Here is a 19,237-nt window from a genome sequence, read left to right as displayed (position 1 = left end):
TGGCCGTTTTTGATCCATTATCAATGGCTTTTTAAATTAGGTCCTAGTACTTTTGGAATGGAAATACTTTCCAACACCAAAAATTCTAGACCCGGTATTTCGACAAACTCAGTTCAGCGTATTTTAACGGCTAATATTCATCCACACGCGAGCCGCCGGTTACCGATTAATCTATGCTTTGATGAATTCCGTTCCACGCACGGCTCCATGTCGTTTATTTGCATTGACGCCGACACTCACAAATCAGTTAAAGTACTTAGCGACCGCCTTAATAGAACCATCAAACAGTTCTTTCTTAGTCAGTACAGCACCGCAGAACGGGCCGCGGTTCAACGCGTCATCATGGACATGAACGCCTCCTATCAGGCATTCGTGCACGAACTATTCCCTAACGCCGAACTCATTATTGATCGGTTCCACATTATTCAATTAATGGGCCGGACGATTGAAGAGTTTGAGATGTTACAAAATTTGCCGCCGGAAGAATTATTAGCCAGACGTCAAGCTCGCTTCCGCAAGTTTTAAAAGCCCCATATGGGCGCAAGCTTACTTTGGGTTAGTGTAATATCGTATCACAAATGGACCATTCCGTGATTTAATTCGCAAACAAGAGAAAGCCAAGCGCAAAAAGTGCGGGCCCTCCTTGCGTGAAAATAATCTTTTTGTTTGCTGTTACAGAACCGAATAGCGCAGCAATTACAACAAAACCTATAAATAGGACTTGGACGTGAAGCGAAGCCATACCAGTGAGACCATATCGGGCGTATACGATACCGACGCCAACGAAGCCATTGTATAGGCCTTGGTTGGCCATTGACATGCGTGCTTCTTTAATTGCCAAGTATTTCTTCGACAAGTCGAAAGCGTTGCGTGCTATTTTAGTTTGCGTGCCAAACATTTCAAGCAACATAATGAGCAACGCCTCTACTGCGACAAATATAACAAAAATATCTTTCAAAATAATCATCATGATCCTCCTAGTATAGAAAAGGGCTATGAATTGCGCGTCTAAACCACCTTACAAATGTGAACTACTCAGTGTCGCTTATATCACCAATTTCCGGATTTATAAAACAATATGCCAACGCGCATTTTAGAATCAAGTTAGCCACTGTCTCAAAATTTTTTGGACAATAAAAAACATCAAGAACAGATATCCTGTATCATTGAAGTTCCTACACAAACAATGGAAGAGGATATTGTCTTGATGCAGAAACAGAATAGCACACACCGCCAAAAAGGTCAGCACTTAACATCACTCGAGCGCGGAAAAGTGGCCGGATTCCGCCAAGCTGGGAAGTCCAATCGTTGGATTGCTGCTGAAATTGGCGTCTGCCCGCAGACCATTAATAATGAAATCAAGCGAGGTACAGTAGATCAGGTCAAGAAGAGTAATGGCAAGCGCGTCTACCATCGACAATACCTACCAGAGGCTGCTCAGGCACGTTACGAGACTGCACGCTTGAGCTGCCATCGTCCTGACAAGTTCGCCAGCGTACAGGTCTTCTTAGCCTGATACGTACAGCGAGCTAAGCAGGACAAATGGTCGCCGGATGCTTCAATCGGCTATGCCAAGCGACACAAGCTGTTTACTCCTGAAGAGCTTGTTTGTGCCTCGACTTTGTACCAGTACATTGACGACCAACGCCTAGAGATTCGAAATATCGACCTGTTGGAGAAGACTAAGCGGAAGACCTCTCACCAGCACCACACCAAGGCTAAGCGCCTGGCTGGCCGCAGTATCGAGGAACGGCCTAAGGTCGTTGAACGACGCAGGCAGTTCGGTCACTGGGAGATGGATACCATTGTCGGTAAACGCAGTGGCAAGGAGAGCGTCATCTTGACTCTGATTGAGCGCAAGACCCGTTGCCAACTTCTCCGCTTGATCGAAGGACGAGATGCAGACTCTGTGAGCTATGCATTGCGTGGAATCAAGCGCGAATGGGGAGCTTGCATCAAGACCATCACAGCCGACAACGGACCCGAGTTCACCGCCTTAAATACTGCTTTTGCTGGGACGGAAACTGAGATCTTCTACGCCCATCCTTACACGTCCTGCGACCGTGGCACCAACGAGGCACATAACCGGATGATCCGCCAGGACTTCCCTAAGGGCATGTCCCTAGATGACATTAGCCCTAGTCAAGTGCAGGCCACGCAAGACCGCTTGAATCAGTTGCCTCGCAAACAACAGGGCTACTGCACACCCCAGCAAAACTTTGAGGCCGAAGCTCGGCGCGTTCGCCGCATGGCCCAGTAGTCTCTCTAGCGCCACAACTTCTATTTGATAACGGCCTGTTCTGGGATTGTCCTCAACGACTGGCTAACTTGTTCTTGCAATTTACGCATTAGTATAATCCTATTTTTGCTGAAATATTTAGGTAAGCAAGATTAACAACAAATTCACTTCATGTAATATCATGGGCACTATCTTACAAAGTAAAAAATATTATTTTCCCGTATTGTCAATCTAAGTGCAACAGTTTCTAGTCCAATCCTATAAGTGGTACACAGCTTAGAGTCCCGGCATCAGTTCCGCCGCACTCCGGTAGCCCAAGATACGACGAGGCCGGCTGTTGAGTGCGTCCTGGAAGCTCTGAATATCAATGATGTCGTAATGGTGGAGTGAGCGACCTTTCGGAATAAACTCTCGTAGAAGGCCGTTCTGGTTCTCATTTGTTCCGCGCTCCCATGGTGAGTACGGATGGGCAAAGTAGACATCAGTTCCTTCTACTGAATCTAGTTGTGCGAACTCACTGCCGTGATCAAAGGTGATGGTGGTGAAGTATTCCGCACCGTAATCATCAATGATGGACTGAAGTCCCACCTTACAGGTACTTGCTTTGTAGTTAGCGAGCTTGATGATGATTTCGAAGCGACTCGTCCGCTCTGTCAAAACCAGCAACGCAGGTTCGCTATCAACGCGCTTACCTTTCACTAAATCTCCTTCCCAATGGCCCCCTTGCCGACGGTCTTGAACTTCAATGGGTCTTTCATCAATCGAGGTACCAAGCTTCGTCTTATTGGTGCGGGTATGGGAATGGCTTCGTTTAATTCGCAAGCTGGGTTTGCGCGGTAAGTCGTGGGTCCGTAGTTCGAATCTACCGGCCTCAATATCCCGGTAAACCGTTGGTGTTGAAGGAACAACCTCGTCTGCGTGTTCCCGTTTGAAGGTGTGCACGAAGCTGTCCACACTGTGTACGCGTGGACGTTGCTTGATGGCAGCGGCACAGGCGGCGTAGAACTCGGGGTTCTTCTCAAGCATCGTCTTGGGGCGACACCGCTCCCGCCGCTGAGCGTGCAGATAAGCTGCCGTATCAGCAAAGTAAATCAACGCTACCTTATGCCCGGGAATTCGCTGTAGAACGGAGCCACGAGTGATCTCACGCGAAATAGTACTACGAGAGCGGTTGAGTTCGCGGGCAATCCGTGCTTGGGAGAATCCCTGATTGAGCAGAGTTTCAATGCGAACGCGATCAAAATTTGATAGTTGTTGGTAAGCCTTAGAGATGGTACGCTTGATGTTGGTCATGATGTGCCTTTCTTATGTGCTTGGTTGCTTATAAGAATAGGTCATCATGGCCTTTTTGGTCTATTTAATTATGTGTTGCACTTAGATTGTAAACGCGGGAAATCAAATACTATTCTTACGACAACATTAAAATCATCTACGCGCTTTCTTTGGAACAATTGTTAGCAGCCTTAGGAGATCAAAAGTTGATTGTAGATTTACGATTAGGTGTTTACCACTTTGGAAAAAATCTTGGGAAAACTCATGATCATGGAACTGGGTTTCGTATTAAGTATAACGACTTACTTCAGTACGCCTATACGGAGAATCTTAATTAACTTTTATTAGGCGATAAATATTCGTTAATTTTAAGAACCTGTCTAGTATCTGTTGAATCTGGTAGAATTGTGGAAAACCGACTGAGGAGTTTGTCATGCCAGATTATCCAAGCAATATTTCTCGAGCGCAATTTGCGTTAATACAACCTGATTTAGAAAACTTCCGCAAGCATACAAGACCGCGTCGTTATGATCTTTATGACGTATTCAATGCCATCCTTTACTCGCTTACTACAGGGTGTCAATGGCGTGAATTACCGCACGATTTCCCGGAATGGCATACCGTCTACCGCTATTACGATATGTGGCGAGATAAACCAGACCCGACAGCTGATTCGCTATTAGAAAGGCTTTTAAAAAAACTGTCGCTTCCTATCGCTTTGCACAGGGCCGATCGGCCCGAACGTCGTTTGTGATTGTTGATGCTCAAAGTGTTAAAACCACTGATTTAACGAAAAATAGTGGCTACGATGGCGGCAAAAAGATTTCAGGGATTAAGCGTCATATGGCGGTTGATATTAATGGTTTACCACAAGCCATTCTCGTGACACGAGCTAATGTATCAGATCGTTCAGGTGCATTGGCTATGTTTAGTTTGGCTAGCCAAAATTTAGAGCTGGTTCAGCATGTCATGGTTGATGGTGGCTACACTGGCAATGACTTTGCGGATCAGGTGAAGCTCATTTTGAATGCTAAGACGACGGTAGCTAAACGCAACGAGTTGCATACGTTCACGGTGTTACCGCAACGATGGATCATTGAACGTTCATGGAGTTGGCTAGACAAATGTCGGCGACTTTGGAAGAACTGTGAACGCGCCCTTAACAGCAGTCTTCAAATGGTTGTATTGGCCTTCCTGAAGATAGTTCTTAAAAGATACTAGACAGGTTCTTAGAAAAGCGCCAGTTACTGGAAATGGGTTACTTTCACGGATACAAAGCTTATAAATTTGTAAGGGAAGAAAATAATTGCCTTCCAATCAATTCTTTTAATAAGATTTTCTGGATTTATAATTTTGACATTAGCCTAAAAGCTCTACTTTATCCGGAAATAATGAGGATTGAAACAACAATTAGAAATTATGTGATAGATTCACTAGTTTCTGGCAGTGATTGCAGCATGTCGGGAGTGCTTAGCAAATCGCTGAATAGATATAGCCAATACACAACAGGAACACCAAATTACAAAAAATATCTTGCAAAGAGCTTAAGAATCCAAAATACTTTCAATACCAATATATCTAGTAATCTTCAATCCAGCAATATGATTCAACACTATTTCTACAAAAATGAACCAGTTCCCTTTTGGGCTATTTGCGAGTTTATGACTATGGGAGACCTTGGTTCGATTATCGAATGTATGAACGATACAGAACGTGAGAAACTTTACAAAAATATCAATACTAATCTCATTAATACAAGATATGATGGTGACTTTTCAGTTATGACTAAGCATTTATATATGCTCAAAAGCCTAAGAAATACAGTAGCGCATAACAACATTGTTTTTGATTGTAGATTTAAAGACAGTGATCCAAAAACCTCTATATGCTCTTTCTTAATCCAAGCTACTGGCGTTATGGGAATTGACTTTAATAGCATCATGGACTATATCGTCTTAATTATTTATTATGAAAAAAATTTTAAGAAACCAAAAAAGGGGTATGACCAATCTGGTAAAAAATTTCAAAAAATTACTAATTACATTAAAAGAACACATAACCCAACACTCAATGGATCTTATACTAGGTAACGGCGTTTTTTCTAAAGCAGACCAGCTTTTACTCTATATTAAACAATAATTCATATTTTGGATATTGATAAATGTATAGTAACCGGTTGATTTACATCCGAGGAACTAATATACTGCTTATAGTAATTGGGGTGGTTGCCTGAGGGTTACCACTTAAAACGTCCTTCCGAGTCTGCTATTGTAGATTGTGGGGCGTTTTTTTATGTTGCAATAAAAACAGGACTATAACTTCTTATTTTTCGTTTAATCATGATTTTCACAATCCTTTTTAGGGTTAGAATAAGCACTAGTTTTGAGTCATTTTAATAGGCAAAAACGCCTTAACCGCACGGTTTAAGCGTTGATAGACCCCCTATAAAAAATATTTAAAAATTTTGCTTTAACACGAAATGACGGCAATGTGTGCGCTCTTCCTACAAGCAAATATGGGCGGGGGGTAAATTTCTAGGCAGCCATTATTTTGATGGCCGTGGATACGTCCACACAGCAAAATATTGACAACCGTGCTTACAAGCACATCTATAACGTCCCCGTTAAGCAAACAAAAACGCCCATAATGGACGCTTTTTCTTTATTCATTAACTGGTCTTGCTATCTCAGTCACGTCTTTAAAGGTCTTGATATCATCTCTTACGGCTTGTGAGAGCGACAAGATCAGGCGACTTTGTAATCTGTTTCTTCAAAAGTTTCTTTATTTACTGTGTAGGACATGTTTTTATCTCTTTTCTAATTTAGTTAAGAGACTGATAGTGTGTGCAAAGTCATCTTTTTAACCTCGCATTCTTAAAAACTCATATTACTTTTCGTATTACTTTCGTAAGTAATATCAGGACTTATCCACAACCCTATAAAACTCATAAATGCCTTAACCACGGGCTTTATACACCCTTAGAACATATCACTATGGATGGAGAGAGATTCGAACTCTCGCGCCGCAAAAACGACCTATCGGTTTTCTAGACCGACCCCTTCAGCCACTTGGGTATCCATCCGGCAGTACTTAAATATTTTACACTTTCACAGCTGATCCGTCCAGTCAAAAGTTAAAATAGTCAAAAATGTCTTAGAATAGAATAATGGTCGAAAATAAACAGATTCATCTTTCTTTTCCGAAAAAAGCCCTTAATAAAATTTCATTGAAGGACGGTGACCAAATAGTCGCAAGGATCGAAAATGATAAAATAATCCTCCAACCCCAACCGTCAAAAGATAGCCAAAATCAGTCACTCAGATGGTACCTCTTGCCAGCAATACTAGCAGGTGTTATTTCACTGATCAACTTTCATTTACAGAGAGTTAAATCTGTCTCTCTTTCAGGTGCAGACTCGATCGCACAATTAGCAATATATCTAAGTACCGCATTTGGTTTTATCACATTTTTAGCAGCACTGATTTTTTTGAGTTCTGATCAATTTCCGATAAATAATCGATGGGCAAAATTTCGATCTGTCGTAACTTTGTCGATCGCTTTTACTGTACTTGATTTTGCTTTTATGTCCCTTTTATTTTATTGTATCGATCTGGCTTTCCACGGTGTTATTTTAGACCGGTATACCAGCTCAGCGATCATTGCTGGTTTCGTTGGTGTATCAAGCTATTTAATGATAAATGCGGCTCAGTCGATCACTTTTTCAGCCATGAGCACCGTTTTGATCTTTACACTGATCGGCGGCATTTTCTTATCGATGATAATGAACAATCATGCAAATTGGTGGCAAATCAATTTTTCTTATCTTGGATCCAATTTATCAAATAATTGGTGGCAGTTTAACTTCACTTTGATTTTTTCATCTTTGATCATGCTGACTTTGATAGATTACATATTTTCACTGATTTTTAAGATCGATACTTTTAAAACAGTTAGAATGCAGACCTTAAGATGGCTTTTAGTCGGCACATCGATCTCATTTGGCCTGGTCGGTGTTTTTCAAAATAATCGCTCGATAGAGTGGCTCCATCAACTTCACTGGTGGACTTCTAATTTACTCGTCATTTTTATTCTGATAATAATTTTCGGCATAAAATGGCTATTGCCGACCGCTACAAAAGAATTTTTGTTCACTGCTGCGGTTTTTGCCGGTCTTTTAGTACTTTCGGAAATTCTTTTCCAATGGGTCCACTATCTTTCGTTAACGGCTTTTGAAATAATTTCTTTCGGTCTTTCATTTGCTTGGTTGATAATTTTGATGCAAAATTTAAACAACTTGTATATTGAAAAATCAGAAACCTTCATCATCGAAATAAAATAATAAAAAAGCCTTCACTATTAAAAGTGAGGGTTCTTTTTTTATTAAACAACTAAATTATATTTAAAAATTACAGGCGGGTAAAATCAAAAACTTTACGGCCGGTTATCTGACCTTTTTTCATTTCATCAATAACATCATTGATATCATGAATATCTACTTTATCAACGATTGGGCGAACCTTGCCTTCGGCACCAAACTGGAAAGCCTCTTTCAGATCGCTTCTAGTTCCAACCAAAGAACCACGAACTTCGATACCGTCAAGAACAGTCTTAACGATATTCAAAGACATATCACCTTTCGGTAATGCAACAGCAACTAATTTTCCAAGAGGACGCAAGGAATCAACAGCTTGTTTGAAAGCAACATCATTAACGGCTGTGACCTGAGCATTATGAACACCGCCGGTGCGCTTTTGCACTTCTTGAGCTACATCGATACCGGGCTGTTTACGGTTAATAAGAACTTCAGCACCGTTTTCTTTAGCAGCCTCAAGCTTGTCAGGATTACCATCAATGGCAACAACATGAGCACCAAAGACATTATGTGCATACTGAACAGCTAAGTTGCCCAATCCGCCGGCACCATGGATCGAAACCCACTGACCTGGTTTTGTTTCGCCAACTTTTAAGGACTTATACATAGTCACACCGGCACAAGTGATAGAAGAAGCTTCAGCTGGATCAAGTCCTTCCGGAACTTTAACGGCATACTTAGCATCAACGACTACTTGCTGTGCCATAGCTCCATCCACGGTGTAGCCGGAATTTCTTACTTTGCGGCAAAATGTTTCATTACCAGAAACACAATAATCACAAACACCGCATGAACCGTAGAACCATGCAATAGAAACTCTATCACCGACTTTAAGATATTGGTCGGCACCTTCACCTAATTTTGAAACGATACCGACTCCTTCGTGTCCAGTAACACGACGGAAATTACCATTTCTTTGCCCCAATTTGTTTGGATCCCCAAAATCGCCGCTGGCACAATGAAGATCAGTGTGGCACAGGCCACAGTACTCAACATCGACTAGAGCTTCTCCAAAACTTAATTCACGCGGTTTCCAATCATCGATAAGATCGACAAAACCATCATTATTTTCTCGAACGACAGCTGCTATCATTTTCTTCCCTGCTTCCTTTAGATATTCTCGGCCAAAATCGTCATTTTTAGGCAAACATCAGACCGTTCAAATTATTTTTGCAAATTCTTTGTGCAAAAATTTACAATTCCAATATAACATAATAATGTGAAAAAATAAACTTTATAAAAGTAAGAAGTTAGAGCAAACCGTCAATCGCTTTTTTGATCAGGGACCAGCGTTCTAAATAAATAGGCTTCTTCTGCTGAGCTCGATTGGCAGGTGAAGCTGATGGCAAATAAATTGGTTCGATACCAACTTGTTCGGCTGCAAAAGTTTTGAACAATTCTGTTGATTTTTTACCCTCTGTAAAAATATATTGAATATCAGAATTTTGCATCAATTCGGAAAAATCATTAACGACTGGGTTTTCGATCGTCGCATCTTTTGAACCAACGATGTCAGCTTCCTTTAAAGTGACCCAGATCGCGATATGATTTTGCAAGGCAAACTGGCGTCTAGAACTTATCTCCGGAAGAGGTTCTTTTTTACCAAGAACTTTGGCCAAAGTAGGCCAAAATAAATTTTGCGGGCTCCCATAAAAAAAAGCCAAAAGCTAATGATTTTGGCGAAGGCAAGCTTCCCAATACGAGAACTTTTGACTTTTTATCATACAATGGTTTCCAATTATGATTTACGTGGATGTATTTTTCAGGCTTCTTTTTTATTTTCATCCTTTTTGTCTTTACCGTCTTCAGCATCCCCCTGAACATTTTTTTGATCAGTTTTATTTTCAAAAGTAGACTCAAGACCCTGTCTTTTCAAATAGTCCGCAAGGATCTTAGCATTATTTGTTCGCTGATCTTTAGCAGCAAAAAGCAGGATACAATCTGGATGGTCCGCAAGAGTCTGCAAAAAATCTTTGCTGGCCGGATTGCCGGACAATTCAGTCAAATAAACTGCACGAAAGGCCATTTCGTCGATATCACCGTCCTGAAAATCTTTAGCCAGCTCCGTTGACGGTGCAATATCTTTAGCCCATAGATCGATATCAGCCTTTTCTTTACTCAGCCCCGATGGCCATGTCGCATCGATCAAAATGCGATATCCCTTGCTTTGAGAACCATATATTCTTTCAAATTGAACCATACCGATTATTTTAACCCCTGAAATTAATTTGTTTAATAACTTTGCTTATTTTTAAACGATCGTCAAATAAAACGCGACCAAGTAAGTCTGCAGACAAAATGATACCTAATTTAAAGTCTAATCTTTGATGATCCACGGAAAATTAGTATCTTTACGATTTATTATCCGGTGAATGTTCGTTTGCGCACTTGGAACGAACATTTTCGGTTCTGGATCGATCGGCACGAATTCAGCTGACAAAGTTTCGACTCCATCAACCTTTATATCGCCTGCAAGATACTTAACGATAAAACCCATACTAACATTTTCTTGTGCGTCGCCCCAAGAATTATGGAGATTAACAGTACTGCCGATCTCAAACATTTGCTGCACTTCAACGTCGATCGATAATTCTTCCTTGAATTCCCTAACGATCGTTTGATCAGGTGATTCGCCAAACTCAACGAAGCCGCCCGGAAAAGACCATCCATCAGGAATATCGGCTCGCTGCTCCAACAACAGCGCCTGATGGTTATCATCCCATAAAAGACCAAAAGTATTAAGCATTATCAAAGGATCATGACCGATTTTTTTCGAATACGACTTATATAATTTCCTTCAGCCATGATCAACCCATAGTCGGATTATGACGTGCTTGGCCAGTATCCGGTAATTTATCCAAAATGTCCATTTCTTGATCTGTCAGTTCAAAATCAAGTTCACTATTGGATCTAGCGTGTTCTATTTTCGTTGCTCGAGGCAAAGGCAAAATATTTTTTTGCAAAATATAACGCAAAGCTACTTGCGGCACGGAAACCTCATGCTTTGTCGCGATCGTTTGAATATCTTTTTGCTCGGCCAATCCGCCGGTGGCTAATGGAGAATATGCTTCAACTAAAATATCTTGTGCTTGCGTAAAAGAAACATTTTTAGGCTGAGTCCAGCCAATGTAATATTCTAATTGGTTAACGACTGGTTTGATTTCAGCGATCTGCAAAATATTTTTTAAATCATGAACATCAAAATTGGATACACCGATCGCTTTTGCTCGGCCGGACTTATAGATTTCCTCTAAAGTTTTCCAAGCCTCTTTGTTTGCGCCATCATAGCGATGATACAAATTAATGTCATTCCACGGCCATGGTGCATGGATCAAGTAGAGATCAACATAATCTGTTTGTAAATTATCTAAAGATTCCTGAAAATTTTTTAAAATATCATCGTGGTTCTTGATTTCTGCAGGAAGTTTCGTGGTCAAAAAAATATCCTTGCGATCGATAGCAGAATCTTTGATCGCTTGGCCAACTGATTTTTCATTAAAATAATGAAAGGCAGTATCTATATGGCGGTAACCAATTTTTAAAGCATTGGCGACTGCTTGATAGGCCTCTTGACCGTCCTTTAGGCGCCAAGTCCCAAAAGCGATTTTCGGGATCGGCAGGCCATTATTAAGTTGATAATTTTCCTCTAAAATCGTTGTCATAATTCTATTATACTTTGACCTTGAATTTTTATTATCTTAGTCGCGGCGTTTTTCACAAGCTCATGATCGTGACTGACTGCCAATATACCGCCCTGGTAACTTTTTAAAAAATCTTCAAGAGCATAAATGGCAGTAATATCCAAAAAATTATTCGGTTCATCGAGGACTAACAGATCAGCATCAGACAATAATACCTTAACTAAAGCTGCTCTGACTTTTTGACCGGCAGATAACTGCTTTATCTGTCTAAAAACTATATCCCTGCGCAGGCCAAAAGCTCCCAAAAAGTCGCGAACCGTTTGTTCAGTTTGGAGAGTAGTCGACTCAACGTTTTTTAAAACATTTTGTCTTGGATCCAGCTGCGAAAGATCTTGCTTGAAAAAAGCTTTTTTTAAGTCCTGAGAAAAGGTAACTTGCGGGCTCTTAGACGCTAAAATGGTTTTTAAAGTAGTTGTTTTGCCAGCTCCATTATCACCAACCAAAAAAACTTTGTCCCCGGCCGAAATATTTAAAGAAAAACTAGAAACTAATTTTTTATCTGCCGCAAAAACATCAAGATCATTTATTTTCAGCAAGCTTTTTCTCTTAGAAAATTTTTTATTATCGACCAATTTTAAATTCTTTTTTACATACGGATGCTTGACTTTTTCCAACTGATCGGCGCGCCTTTCAATATTTTTGACCAGCTTGAATAATTTGCTGGCTTTTTTTGCATAAAATGGACTTCTAGTTGCACCTTTAGATATTTTTTGTGCGTGCTGACGATTTTTTTGAACTTTTTGTTGGAGTTTTTTGCTTTTTTTCCGTGATCGTTCAAATACTCGTTGCTGATAAAGTAATTTATATGTTTGAAACTTGTTGAATGTTTTAAAATCACCGGCAAAACTTCTTATAACGCCTTGATCAAAATACCAGATCTCTTGAGCAAAATGATTCAAGAAGAACCGATCGTGAGAGATGGCGATGATCGGGCCGGTATACCTCTTAGCTAATGATAAAATTTTTTCAATACCATTCTCGTCTAACTGAGAAGTCGGTTCGTCCAGCAAGAGCAGATGATGGTCCTTTAAAAAAGCTTGCGATAAAAGTTCCATTTGTTTCTGTCCGCCGGATAATTTTCCGGCATCATTGATTTGCCGCAAGAAAGATACAGGGAGTTCTTTTCGCAAAACACCTTGATATTTTAAATCACGACCTGCAATAATATTGAAAAGTGTCGTTTTGCCAATACCATTGTCGCCGATCAAAGCGATCCTTATCGATCGATCGACCAAAAGATTTTCAGTTTCAAAAAGTAATTCATCATCAAAATACTTTGCTATTTTATTTAAATTTAAGTACATAAAAACCGCCTTTTAAACCAGCGGTCTCAAAAATTGATTGAAAAAACTGATTTAATTTATTTTCTTGTATATGAATTAAAAAAATATTTCTTCAACGGTTTTTACCTCTGCACAAATTATAACAAAGTTTTTAAATAGGCAAGGATCTTTTTATGAGAATCAAAGTGGATCTCAGGAAGATCGTCAAAATCGAAAAAGGCGGTCTCGCTAGTCTCCTCTTTATCAAAATCAACCTCTTTATCAGCTACTTTTTCGATCAAATAAAAAGGTGTTAGAACTTGTGTTTTGTCTCCATTCGGATATTCAAAAAATTCCTGATCAAAATTTTTTAAAAAACGATAAGATATCACTTCAAGACCAGCATCCTCTTTGAATTCACGCTTCAAAGTATCTTCTAATCTCTCGCCGTACTCCATATATCCTCCGGGAAGCCCCCATCCACCGGTATCAACTCGATGCTGCAGCAGGATTTTTCCATCTTCAAAATAAGCCCCGCCAACACCGACCATGATCAAGGGCATGTGGCCGACTTTGCTTCTGATATCTTTAATATAATCGCTCATACATACATTCTATTTAAAAAGACCAATAAGTTTCAAAAAATATTTTTTCAATATTCGCATTGACAAAATTATCGATAAAATATTTGTGAAATCTTTTGTCATCAGTCAATTCAAGATAAAAAGCAGCTGTCAAAACATTTTTTCGGCGGCGGAGATCTGATGATCAAACTAAAATCATGGCTAAGATACAAAAACCGCCTCATCTTTTAACAATGAAGCGGTTTGATCTTAATGCTCAAAATACTTATTATTTGGAATCTTTGACTGATTTGCGGGTGATAAATAAGTTTATCTTGCCCTTTTTAACACCGACCGTGATAGAATCCCCGGAAGCCAAACTGCCGGAAAGCAATGCGTCAGAAATTTTATCTTCTACACTGCTCTGGAAAGCTCGGCGCAAAGGCCTGGCACCATATTCCGGATCATAGCCTGTTTTAGCGATCAAATCGATAGCAGGCTTGCTCATCTTGATAGATATACCTTGCTCTGCGACTCGCTGCAAGATATTTCTGCTCATCAATTCAACGATTTGATGAAGCTCGTCTTTTTTCAAAGAATGGAAAATAACGATCTCATCGATACGATTGATGAACTCGGGACGAAAACTCTCCTTAAGAGCATCCTTTATCTCACTCGACATAGCTTTGTAATTATCCTCAGGCTCTACAGCACCGAAACCAACATGACGGTTATCACGCAGTCTCGTTGCGCCAAGATTAGAAGTCATAATAATGATCGTATTGCGGAAATCAACTTTGCGGCCCTTGGAGTCGGTCAAATATCCATCATCGAAAACCTGCAGCATCAAATTAAAGATATCTGGATGAGCTTTTTCAGCTTCATCGAGCAAAACGACTGAATAAGGGTGCTTCCTGACCCTTTCAGTCAGTTGTCCGCCCTCATCATAACCAACGTAACCTGGAGCAGAACCGATAAGACGCGAAGCCGAATAAGATTCTTGATATTCAGACATATCTACTCGGATCATATTGTCTTCTGAATCAAACATTGCTTCAGCAAGAGCCTTCGCCAGCTCAGTTTTTCCAACGCCGGTCGGTCCAAGAAACATAAACGTTCCTATCGGTCGGCTTGGATCGCTGATACCAGACCGAGCCCGTCTAATCGCACGAGATACGGCCGAAATAGCTTCGTCTTGCCCGATCACCCGCTGGTGGAGGATCGATTCGAGATTCAAAAGACGATCGGACTCAGATTTGCGAAGCTGGTTAACTGGTATGCCGGTCTGCTGTCCAACGACATCCGCAATATCTTCCTCACCGACTGTCAGCTGATATTTATGATCAGAACCGTTTATCAAAACATCAGTATTAACAGCTGCGAGGTCTTTTCTGATCTTAACTTCATCTTTTCTGATTTTAGTTGCTTTATCAAAATCACCTGCAGAAACAGCGTCATCTAATTCATCTCGAAGATCTGATAACTTCTTTTCCAGTTCGATTTTTTTATCTTCAGGCTGAACTGAATCGATACGTATTTTCGCCGCAGCTTCATCCATCAAGTCGATGGCTTTATCAGGAAGAAAACGATCAGTAATGTAGCGGGCACTTAATTTAACAGCCGCATCGACCGCTTCATCAGAAATATTAACATGATGATGTTCTTCATAGCGAGGACGAAGCCCCTTCAATATCTCGACAGTATCCTTTTGATTAGGCTCATCGATAACTACGCTTGCAAAACGACGTTCCAGAGCTTGATCAGACTCGATATATTTTTGATATTCGTCAAAAGTAGTCGCACCGATCGTCTGTAATTCGCCTCTGGCCAAAGCTGGTTTTAACAAATTAGAAGCATCAAGCGCTCCTTCGGCACCGCCGGCCCCGATCAAAGTATGCAATTCATCAATGAAAAGGATCACTTGGCCATCGTTGTGGATCTCGTTAATTATTTTTTTCAAACGATCTTCGAACTCACCACGGTACTTGGTGCCGGCGATCAAAGCGCCCATATCCAAAGCCATTAAGCGTTTGCTTGCCAAATCAAACGGTACTTCGCCATTAACGATCCTTTGTGCAAGGCCTTCAGCGATGGCTGTTTTTCCAACACCGGGTTCACCGATCAAAACCGGATTGTTTTTCGTCCGCCTGCTTAGAATCTGAATAACTCGGTGAACTTCTTTGTCTCGGCCAACGACCGGGTCGATCTGACCAGCTGAAGCGATCGCTGTTAAATCACGAGACATACTATCCAGAGTCGGCGTGCCGGCCGTTTTGCTTTTCTTAGCCCTAACGTTTTGCTGGTGATTAGGATCAACGCCGATCCGCTTATAGATAGCAGCGGTGATATCTTGAAGCCTGACATCCAGGCTGGCTAATATCCTTGAACTCAAGATCGATTCATCCGATAAAATCGCAAGCAGCAAATGCACAGTGCCGATTTGATGAGATCCCAAACTTTGTGCCTGCAAAGCGGCATTTTTAAGTATTTCTTGTGCTTTTGGAGAATAGGCTAAGAAACCAGCTTTGATCTGCTGGTGATTACCATAGCCTGTAAACTGTTCGATTTCGTTTCTTATATCTTCATCCGTAACGTTATAATCTTGAAGGATCTTACTAGCAAAACCATTTTTTTCTAAGGCTAATGCTAGCAAAAGATGCTCAGAGCCAACGATTTCATGTTTGAAAAACTTGGCTTGTTCCTGGGCTAGTAATAAAACATTTTTTGCATTTGAACTGTATTGATTATTCATGGCTGTCTGTACTCTCAAATCTCAGCCGGTTGATCATGCCGATAAGGACACGAGCTCTAACTGTGTTTTCTGTTACTTTATCAGAAATTCGTAAAGAATTCTTGTCAATTGCCGATGACATCAAGTCCGCTTCGCGATTATTGATAACTTTATCCTCTAACAAGGCAACGATGATTTGATCAGCGTTGCTTTGACCGATCGAATCGCCGATATAATCGATCAACTCATCAAAAATTTTGGTATCATCGACCAAATCAACGTGTTCGATCCTGATATATCCGCCGCCGCCGCGTTTTGATTCAACGATATAACCGTTTTGCAGTGTGAAGCGAGTGTTGATAACATAATTTATCTGGCTCGGAACTACGGCAAAACGATTGGCAATTTCGCTGCGTTTTATCTCAGCGATGTCATCTTCGCCAAGAATCTCTTTTAAATATTGTTCAATTAAATCTGAAATATTCGTTTCTGCCATAATCTTGACCATTCCTGACTAAATCTATAACTTTATTATAAATGGATTTCATTATAAAAGCTACTTGTGTTAAAATGCAAGTTTTTTTATTTACTATCAGGATCTAAATCAAGCTTCCCGTTGACCGGTTGGCCGTCATTGATCACATTCAACTTGCGCCTAGAAGCGATCCAAGCCGGCGTTAAGGCCAAAAGAGCTCCGCCCCAAGCTAATGGACTGCCCAAGACAGCACCAGCATAGCCAAAGTTTTTAACCAAAACGATCGCAGCAAATGCCCGCATCGACAATTCTAAGACGCCGGCGAGTGTCGGTACTGAAGCGTTGCCAAGACCCTGCAGAGTGTATCTCATTAAAAATAAGGTCGATAGCAGGATATAAGCAGAACCATTGATCAAAAAATAAGTCTGTGATAATTCGATCACATGATTCGAACTACTGCCGCTGCGAAGAAATATCTGGATCAGATAGTGTCCGAAAGATATCTCAATAAACGACATCAAAACAGCCCAAATGCCGCTGGTTATCAAAGACTGTCTCAAACCGATCATGATCCTTGAATATAACCTGGCACCAAGATTTTGTGCAGTAAAGGTCGCCATGGTGATCCCGATACTCATCATTGGCAAAGTTGCCAACTGGTCTATCCGCGAAGCTGCTCCAGAGGATGCAACAGAATCAGTCCCTAAAGAATTCAGGGCTGTTTGTAAAATAACACTGCCGATCGCGATGATCGAACTTTGAAAGGCCATCGGCAGACCATATTTTAAATGTTCCCGCATATCGACCCAGTCGAATTTAAAATCTTTTTTTCCGACTTTTAAAACCGGCAGAACACGATATATATAGATAAAACTCAACCCGCCGGCAACAAACTGCGCAAAAACAGTGGCAAAAGCGGCTCCAGCGATTCCCCAGTTGAAAACGACGATAAACAATAGTTCTAATAGTATGTTGATAAAAACAGCGATGATCAAAAATATCAGCGGTGCTCGCGAATTACCCACGGCCCGCATGGCGTTAGTTGCCAAGTTATAGCTCATAGTAGTGAACATAAAACCCAGCATGATCGACAAAAATATACTAGCCTGATCCATGACGGCTGGCGGTGTTTGCATCAAAGCCAGGATCTCTCGATTAAAAAAAACAGATATAGAAGTGACGATCGCCGTCAAAACGATCGTTAAACTGATCGTCGTTGCCATTGAACGGCGAACTCCGACATAATCCCCGGCACCAAAGCGCCGTGCTGTTACGATCGCCGTTCCGGCTGTAAATCCTTGTGCAAAACCAACAAGCAAAAAATTGATACTAGCAGACAAAGACACAGCAGCCAAGGCATTGACTCCGAGTGCTCGACCAACGATCAAAGTATCCGTGAAAGTATAAAGCTGCTGAAAAAGGTTTCCAAATAGTAATGGAAGCGTGAAGAGAATGATCAATTTTAATGGATTTCCCTTTGTCAATGTACGTGTCATTAATTTCCTAGCCTTATTTAATTATTCAATGACCTGAAAAATGATTTGAAAAGCATCCCCCGACCGGTCTGCTTCAAAAGTCATATCAAATCGTTTATTCTCGTCCTGTAAAGCGAAAGTTTCTTTATCATTCAGATCCTTTTTTAAAAAGCGCCGATGGATCTTTTCAAAAAAATTGCGCCAGCTTTCATCGATGAATAAGAAAGAACCGGACAGATCCTCAAAAAATAGTTCGATCGGCCGCTTTTCCCCAGAAAGATCGAGCAATAAAGAACCGTCTTGATATAGTGTTGCATCGAGCTGCATGATCAGTTTTCCTTCTCTTTTTAAAAACAAAGTTATCGAATTTTCATGCTTTAAAAAAGAACTCTCAGAATACAAAGAAAGGGATCGATCAGATAAATCTTCTTTGGCAGATCTAAATTGAGGATCATTCTTATAATAATATCCGATCAAAAAAGGTCGTTGGGAACTAAGTACGACTTTTGCTTGCTGATTAGCGAGAAATGACTTGTTCGCTGCAGCCCGATCGCTATTTTGTTGTAAATTATCTTTTTTCAAAAAAATACCAATATCTTACTGCAAAAGGTGTATAAAAAACACCAACCATCTTATTAGATAAATTGGCGTTCAATATCATCCTCCTGTTAATTATATAAGTTCAGATGAGAATTTTAACCAAAAAAACTATTTATTTATAAGGAATTCCACCAAGTCTGAGACCGCCCTTAAAATTGGCGAATTGTGGTCTATACCGGAATCGGCAAAAAGTTTTTCGACCCAGTCGGACCGTATTTTTTGTACAATATTGACCATCTTTTTACCAGCTGAAGTCAGTTCGATCTCTAATGATCTGCCCTTACCGGGAACTTTTTCGATCAGACCTAATTTTTGTAATTTATTCAATTCGCGCGCGATCAAAGCCTTATCGATAACCAGCTTTGCCGATATTTCTTGCTGATTGACTTTCGGCTGCTGATAAACATCGAGCAAAATACATGCTGCTGTCGGATTGATGCCTATCTTGGCAAAAGAGGCGCTTGTATCTTTATAGTACTGACGATGCAGGATCGAAATATCCTGGGCGAAAAAACCGAGATTTACCATTTGGTCGACCCTCCTAGAA

18 protein-coding genes, 1 tRNA gene and 2 pseudogenes are annotated in these 19,237 nt (G+C 40.7%); 6 read left to right on the top strand and 15 right to left on the bottom strand.

What is annotated here, in order from left to right; genetic code table 11:
- Positions 1-84: 84 nt before the first annotated feature.
- A pseudogene (locus tag ACKP2L_RS02385) lies at positions 85-450 on the top strand (transposase); the annotation flags it as partial.
- A gap of 145 nt (positions 451-595) precedes the next feature.
- Here the strand turns inward: ACKP2L_RS02385 and ACKP2L_RS02380 are convergent.
- Positions 596-967, bottom strand: a complete 372-nt coding sequence (locus ACKP2L_RS02380) for a DUF1304 domain-containing protein (RefSeq protein ID WP_301711450.1) — start codon at positions 965-967, stop codon at positions 596-598.
- A 240-nt stretch (positions 968-1,207) separates the two neighbouring features.
- Between ACKP2L_RS02380 and ACKP2L_RS02375 the strand changes: the two are divergent.
- Positions 1,208-2,260, top strand: a pseudogene (locus ACKP2L_RS02375) (IS30 family transposase).
- Positions 2,261-2,515: 255 nt separating this feature from the next.
- On the opposite strand, the gene ACKP2L_RS02370 reads toward ACKP2L_RS02375, so the two are convergent.
- Positions 2,516-3,532: an IS30 family transposase gene (locus ACKP2L_RS02370; RefSeq protein WP_439425787.1), complete on the bottom strand. Its 1,017-nt coding sequence runs from the start codon at positions 3,530-3,532 to the stop codon at positions 2,516-2,518.
- A 149-nt stretch (positions 3,533-3,681) separates the two neighbouring features.
- On the opposite strand from ACKP2L_RS02370, the gene ACKP2L_RS02365 reads away from it, so the two are divergent.
- From ACKP2L_RS02365 to ACKP2L_RS02355, 3 genes are all read left to right on the top strand, one after another.
- A complete protein-coding gene (locus tag ACKP2L_RS02365) occupies positions 3,682-3,849 on the top strand; it encodes an MvaI/BcnI family restriction endonuclease (RefSeq protein ID WP_439425786.1) in 168 nt (55 codons plus the stop codon).
- A 95-nt stretch (positions 3,850-3,944) separates the two neighbouring features.
- Positions 3,945-4,732, top strand: a protein-coding gene (locus tag ACKP2L_RS02360) for an IS5 family transposase (protein WP_103152732.1) whose coding sequence is annotated in 2 segments (ribosomal slippage) — positions 3,945-4,212 and positions 4,212-4,732 — 789 coding nt in all. Because the reading frame shifts where the segments join, the coding sequence is not laid out codon by codon here.
- Between the two features lie 32 nt (positions 4,733-4,764).
- On the top strand, positions 4,765-5,601 hold the full coding sequence (locus ACKP2L_RS02355; protein ID WP_439425785.1) for an Abi family protein: 837 nt from the start codon (positions 4,765-4,767) through the stop codon (positions 5,599-5,601).
- A gap of 904 nt (positions 5,602-6,505) precedes the next feature.
- Here the strand turns inward: ACKP2L_RS02355 and ACKP2L_RS02350 are convergent.
- Positions 6,506-6,593 (bottom strand) — tRNA-Ser (locus tag ACKP2L_RS02350).
- Positions 6,594-6,677: 84 nt separating this feature from the next.
- On the opposite strand from ACKP2L_RS02350, the gene ACKP2L_RS02345 reads away from it, so the two are divergent.
- Positions 6,678-7,850, top strand: a complete 1,173-nt coding sequence (locus tag ACKP2L_RS02345; RefSeq protein ID WP_439425784.1) for an AbrB/MazE/SpoVT family DNA-binding domain-containing protein — start codon at positions 6,678-6,680, stop codon at positions 7,848-7,850.
- A gap of 67 nt (positions 7,851-7,917) precedes the next feature.
- On the opposite strand, the gene adhP is transcribed toward ACKP2L_RS02345, so the two are convergent.
- The 12 genes from adhP to ACKP2L_RS02285 all read right to left on the bottom strand — a co-directional run bounded on the left by adhP (position 7,918) and on the right by ACKP2L_RS02285 (position 19,218).
- Positions 7,918-8,976, bottom strand: coding sequence for an alcohol dehydrogenase AdhP (adhP, locus tag ACKP2L_RS02340; RefSeq protein WP_439426187.1), 1,059 nt, complete (start codon positions 8,974-8,976; stop codon positions 7,918-7,920).
- A gap of 157 nt (positions 8,977-9,133) precedes the next feature.
- Positions 9,134-9,547 carry a DNA-deoxyinosine glycosylase gene (locus ACKP2L_RS02335; RefSeq protein WP_439425783.1) on the bottom strand — a complete coding sequence of 138 codons (414 nt, stop codon included), beginning with the start codon at positions 9,545-9,547 and terminating at the stop codon, positions 9,134-9,136.
- A 98-nt stretch (positions 9,548-9,645) separates the two neighbouring features.
- Entirely contained in the window at positions 9,646-10,083 is a 438-nt protein-coding gene (locus ACKP2L_RS02330; protein WP_439425782.1) for a DUF488 domain-containing protein, read from the bottom strand.
- Between the two features lie 117 nt (positions 10,084-10,200).
- Entirely contained in the window at positions 10,201-10,629 is a 429-nt protein-coding gene (locus ACKP2L_RS02325; protein ID WP_439425781.1) for an NUDIX domain-containing protein, read from the bottom strand.
- A gap of 61 nt (positions 10,630-10,690) precedes the next feature.
- Positions 10,691-11,545 (bottom strand): aldo/keto reductase, encoded by an 855-nt coding sequence (locus ACKP2L_RS02320; RefSeq protein ID WP_439425780.1) that lies wholly within the window; start codon positions 11,543-11,545, stop codon positions 10,691-10,693.
- Positions 11,542-12,888, bottom strand: coding sequence for an ATP-binding cassette domain-containing protein (locus ACKP2L_RS02315; RefSeq protein WP_439425779.1), 1,347 nt, complete (start codon positions 12,886-12,888; stop codon positions 11,542-11,544). Before ACKP2L_RS02315 ends, ACKP2L_RS02320 begins: the two co-directional genes overlap by 4 nt.
- 116 nt (positions 12,889-13,004) lie before the next feature.
- On the bottom strand, positions 13,005-13,451 hold the full coding sequence (locus ACKP2L_RS02310; RefSeq protein WP_439425778.1) for an NUDIX hydrolase: 447 nt from the start codon (positions 13,449-13,451) through the stop codon (positions 13,005-13,007).
- 247 nt (positions 13,452-13,698) lie between these two features.
- On the bottom strand, positions 13,699-16,161 hold the full coding sequence (locus ACKP2L_RS02305) for an ATP-dependent Clp protease ATP-binding subunit (protein WP_439425777.1): 2,463 nt from the start codon (positions 16,159-16,161) through the stop codon (positions 13,699-13,701).
- Positions 16,154-16,636: a CtsR family transcriptional regulator gene (locus tag ACKP2L_RS02300; protein WP_439425776.1), complete on the bottom strand. Its 483-nt coding sequence runs from the start codon at positions 16,634-16,636 to the stop codon at positions 16,154-16,156. Before ACKP2L_RS02300 ends, ACKP2L_RS02305 begins: the two co-directional genes overlap by 8 nt.
- Positions 16,637-16,722: 86 nt before the next feature.
- Complete coding sequence (locus tag ACKP2L_RS02295) at positions 16,723-18,111, bottom strand: MATE family efflux transporter (RefSeq protein ID WP_439425775.1); 1,389 nt, start codon at positions 18,109-18,111, stop codon at positions 16,723-16,725.
- A gap of 21 nt (positions 18,112-18,132) precedes the next feature.
- The gene (locus ACKP2L_RS02290; protein WP_439425774.1) at positions 18,133-18,672 is read right to left on the bottom strand and encodes a hypothetical protein; all 540 of its coding nucleotides are present in this window, start codon (positions 18,670-18,672) and stop codon (positions 18,133-18,135) included.
- A gap of 126 nt (positions 18,673-18,798) precedes the next feature.
- On the bottom strand, positions 18,799-19,218 hold the full coding sequence (locus tag ACKP2L_RS02285) for a MarR family winged helix-turn-helix transcriptional regulator (RefSeq protein ID WP_439425773.1): 420 nt from the start codon (positions 19,216-19,218) through the stop codon (positions 18,799-18,801).
- Between the last annotated feature and the right edge of the window lie 19 nt (positions 19,219-19,237).

It is taken from the genome of Oenococcus alcoholitolerans (genome assembly GCF_051852995.1).
GTDB lineage: Bacteria > Bacillota > Bacilli > Lactobacillales > Lactobacillaceae > Oenococcus > Oenococcus alcoholitolerans.
Note: the sequence above shows the minus strand (reverse complement) of the source record. Positions and strands in the feature narration are given on the sequence as shown.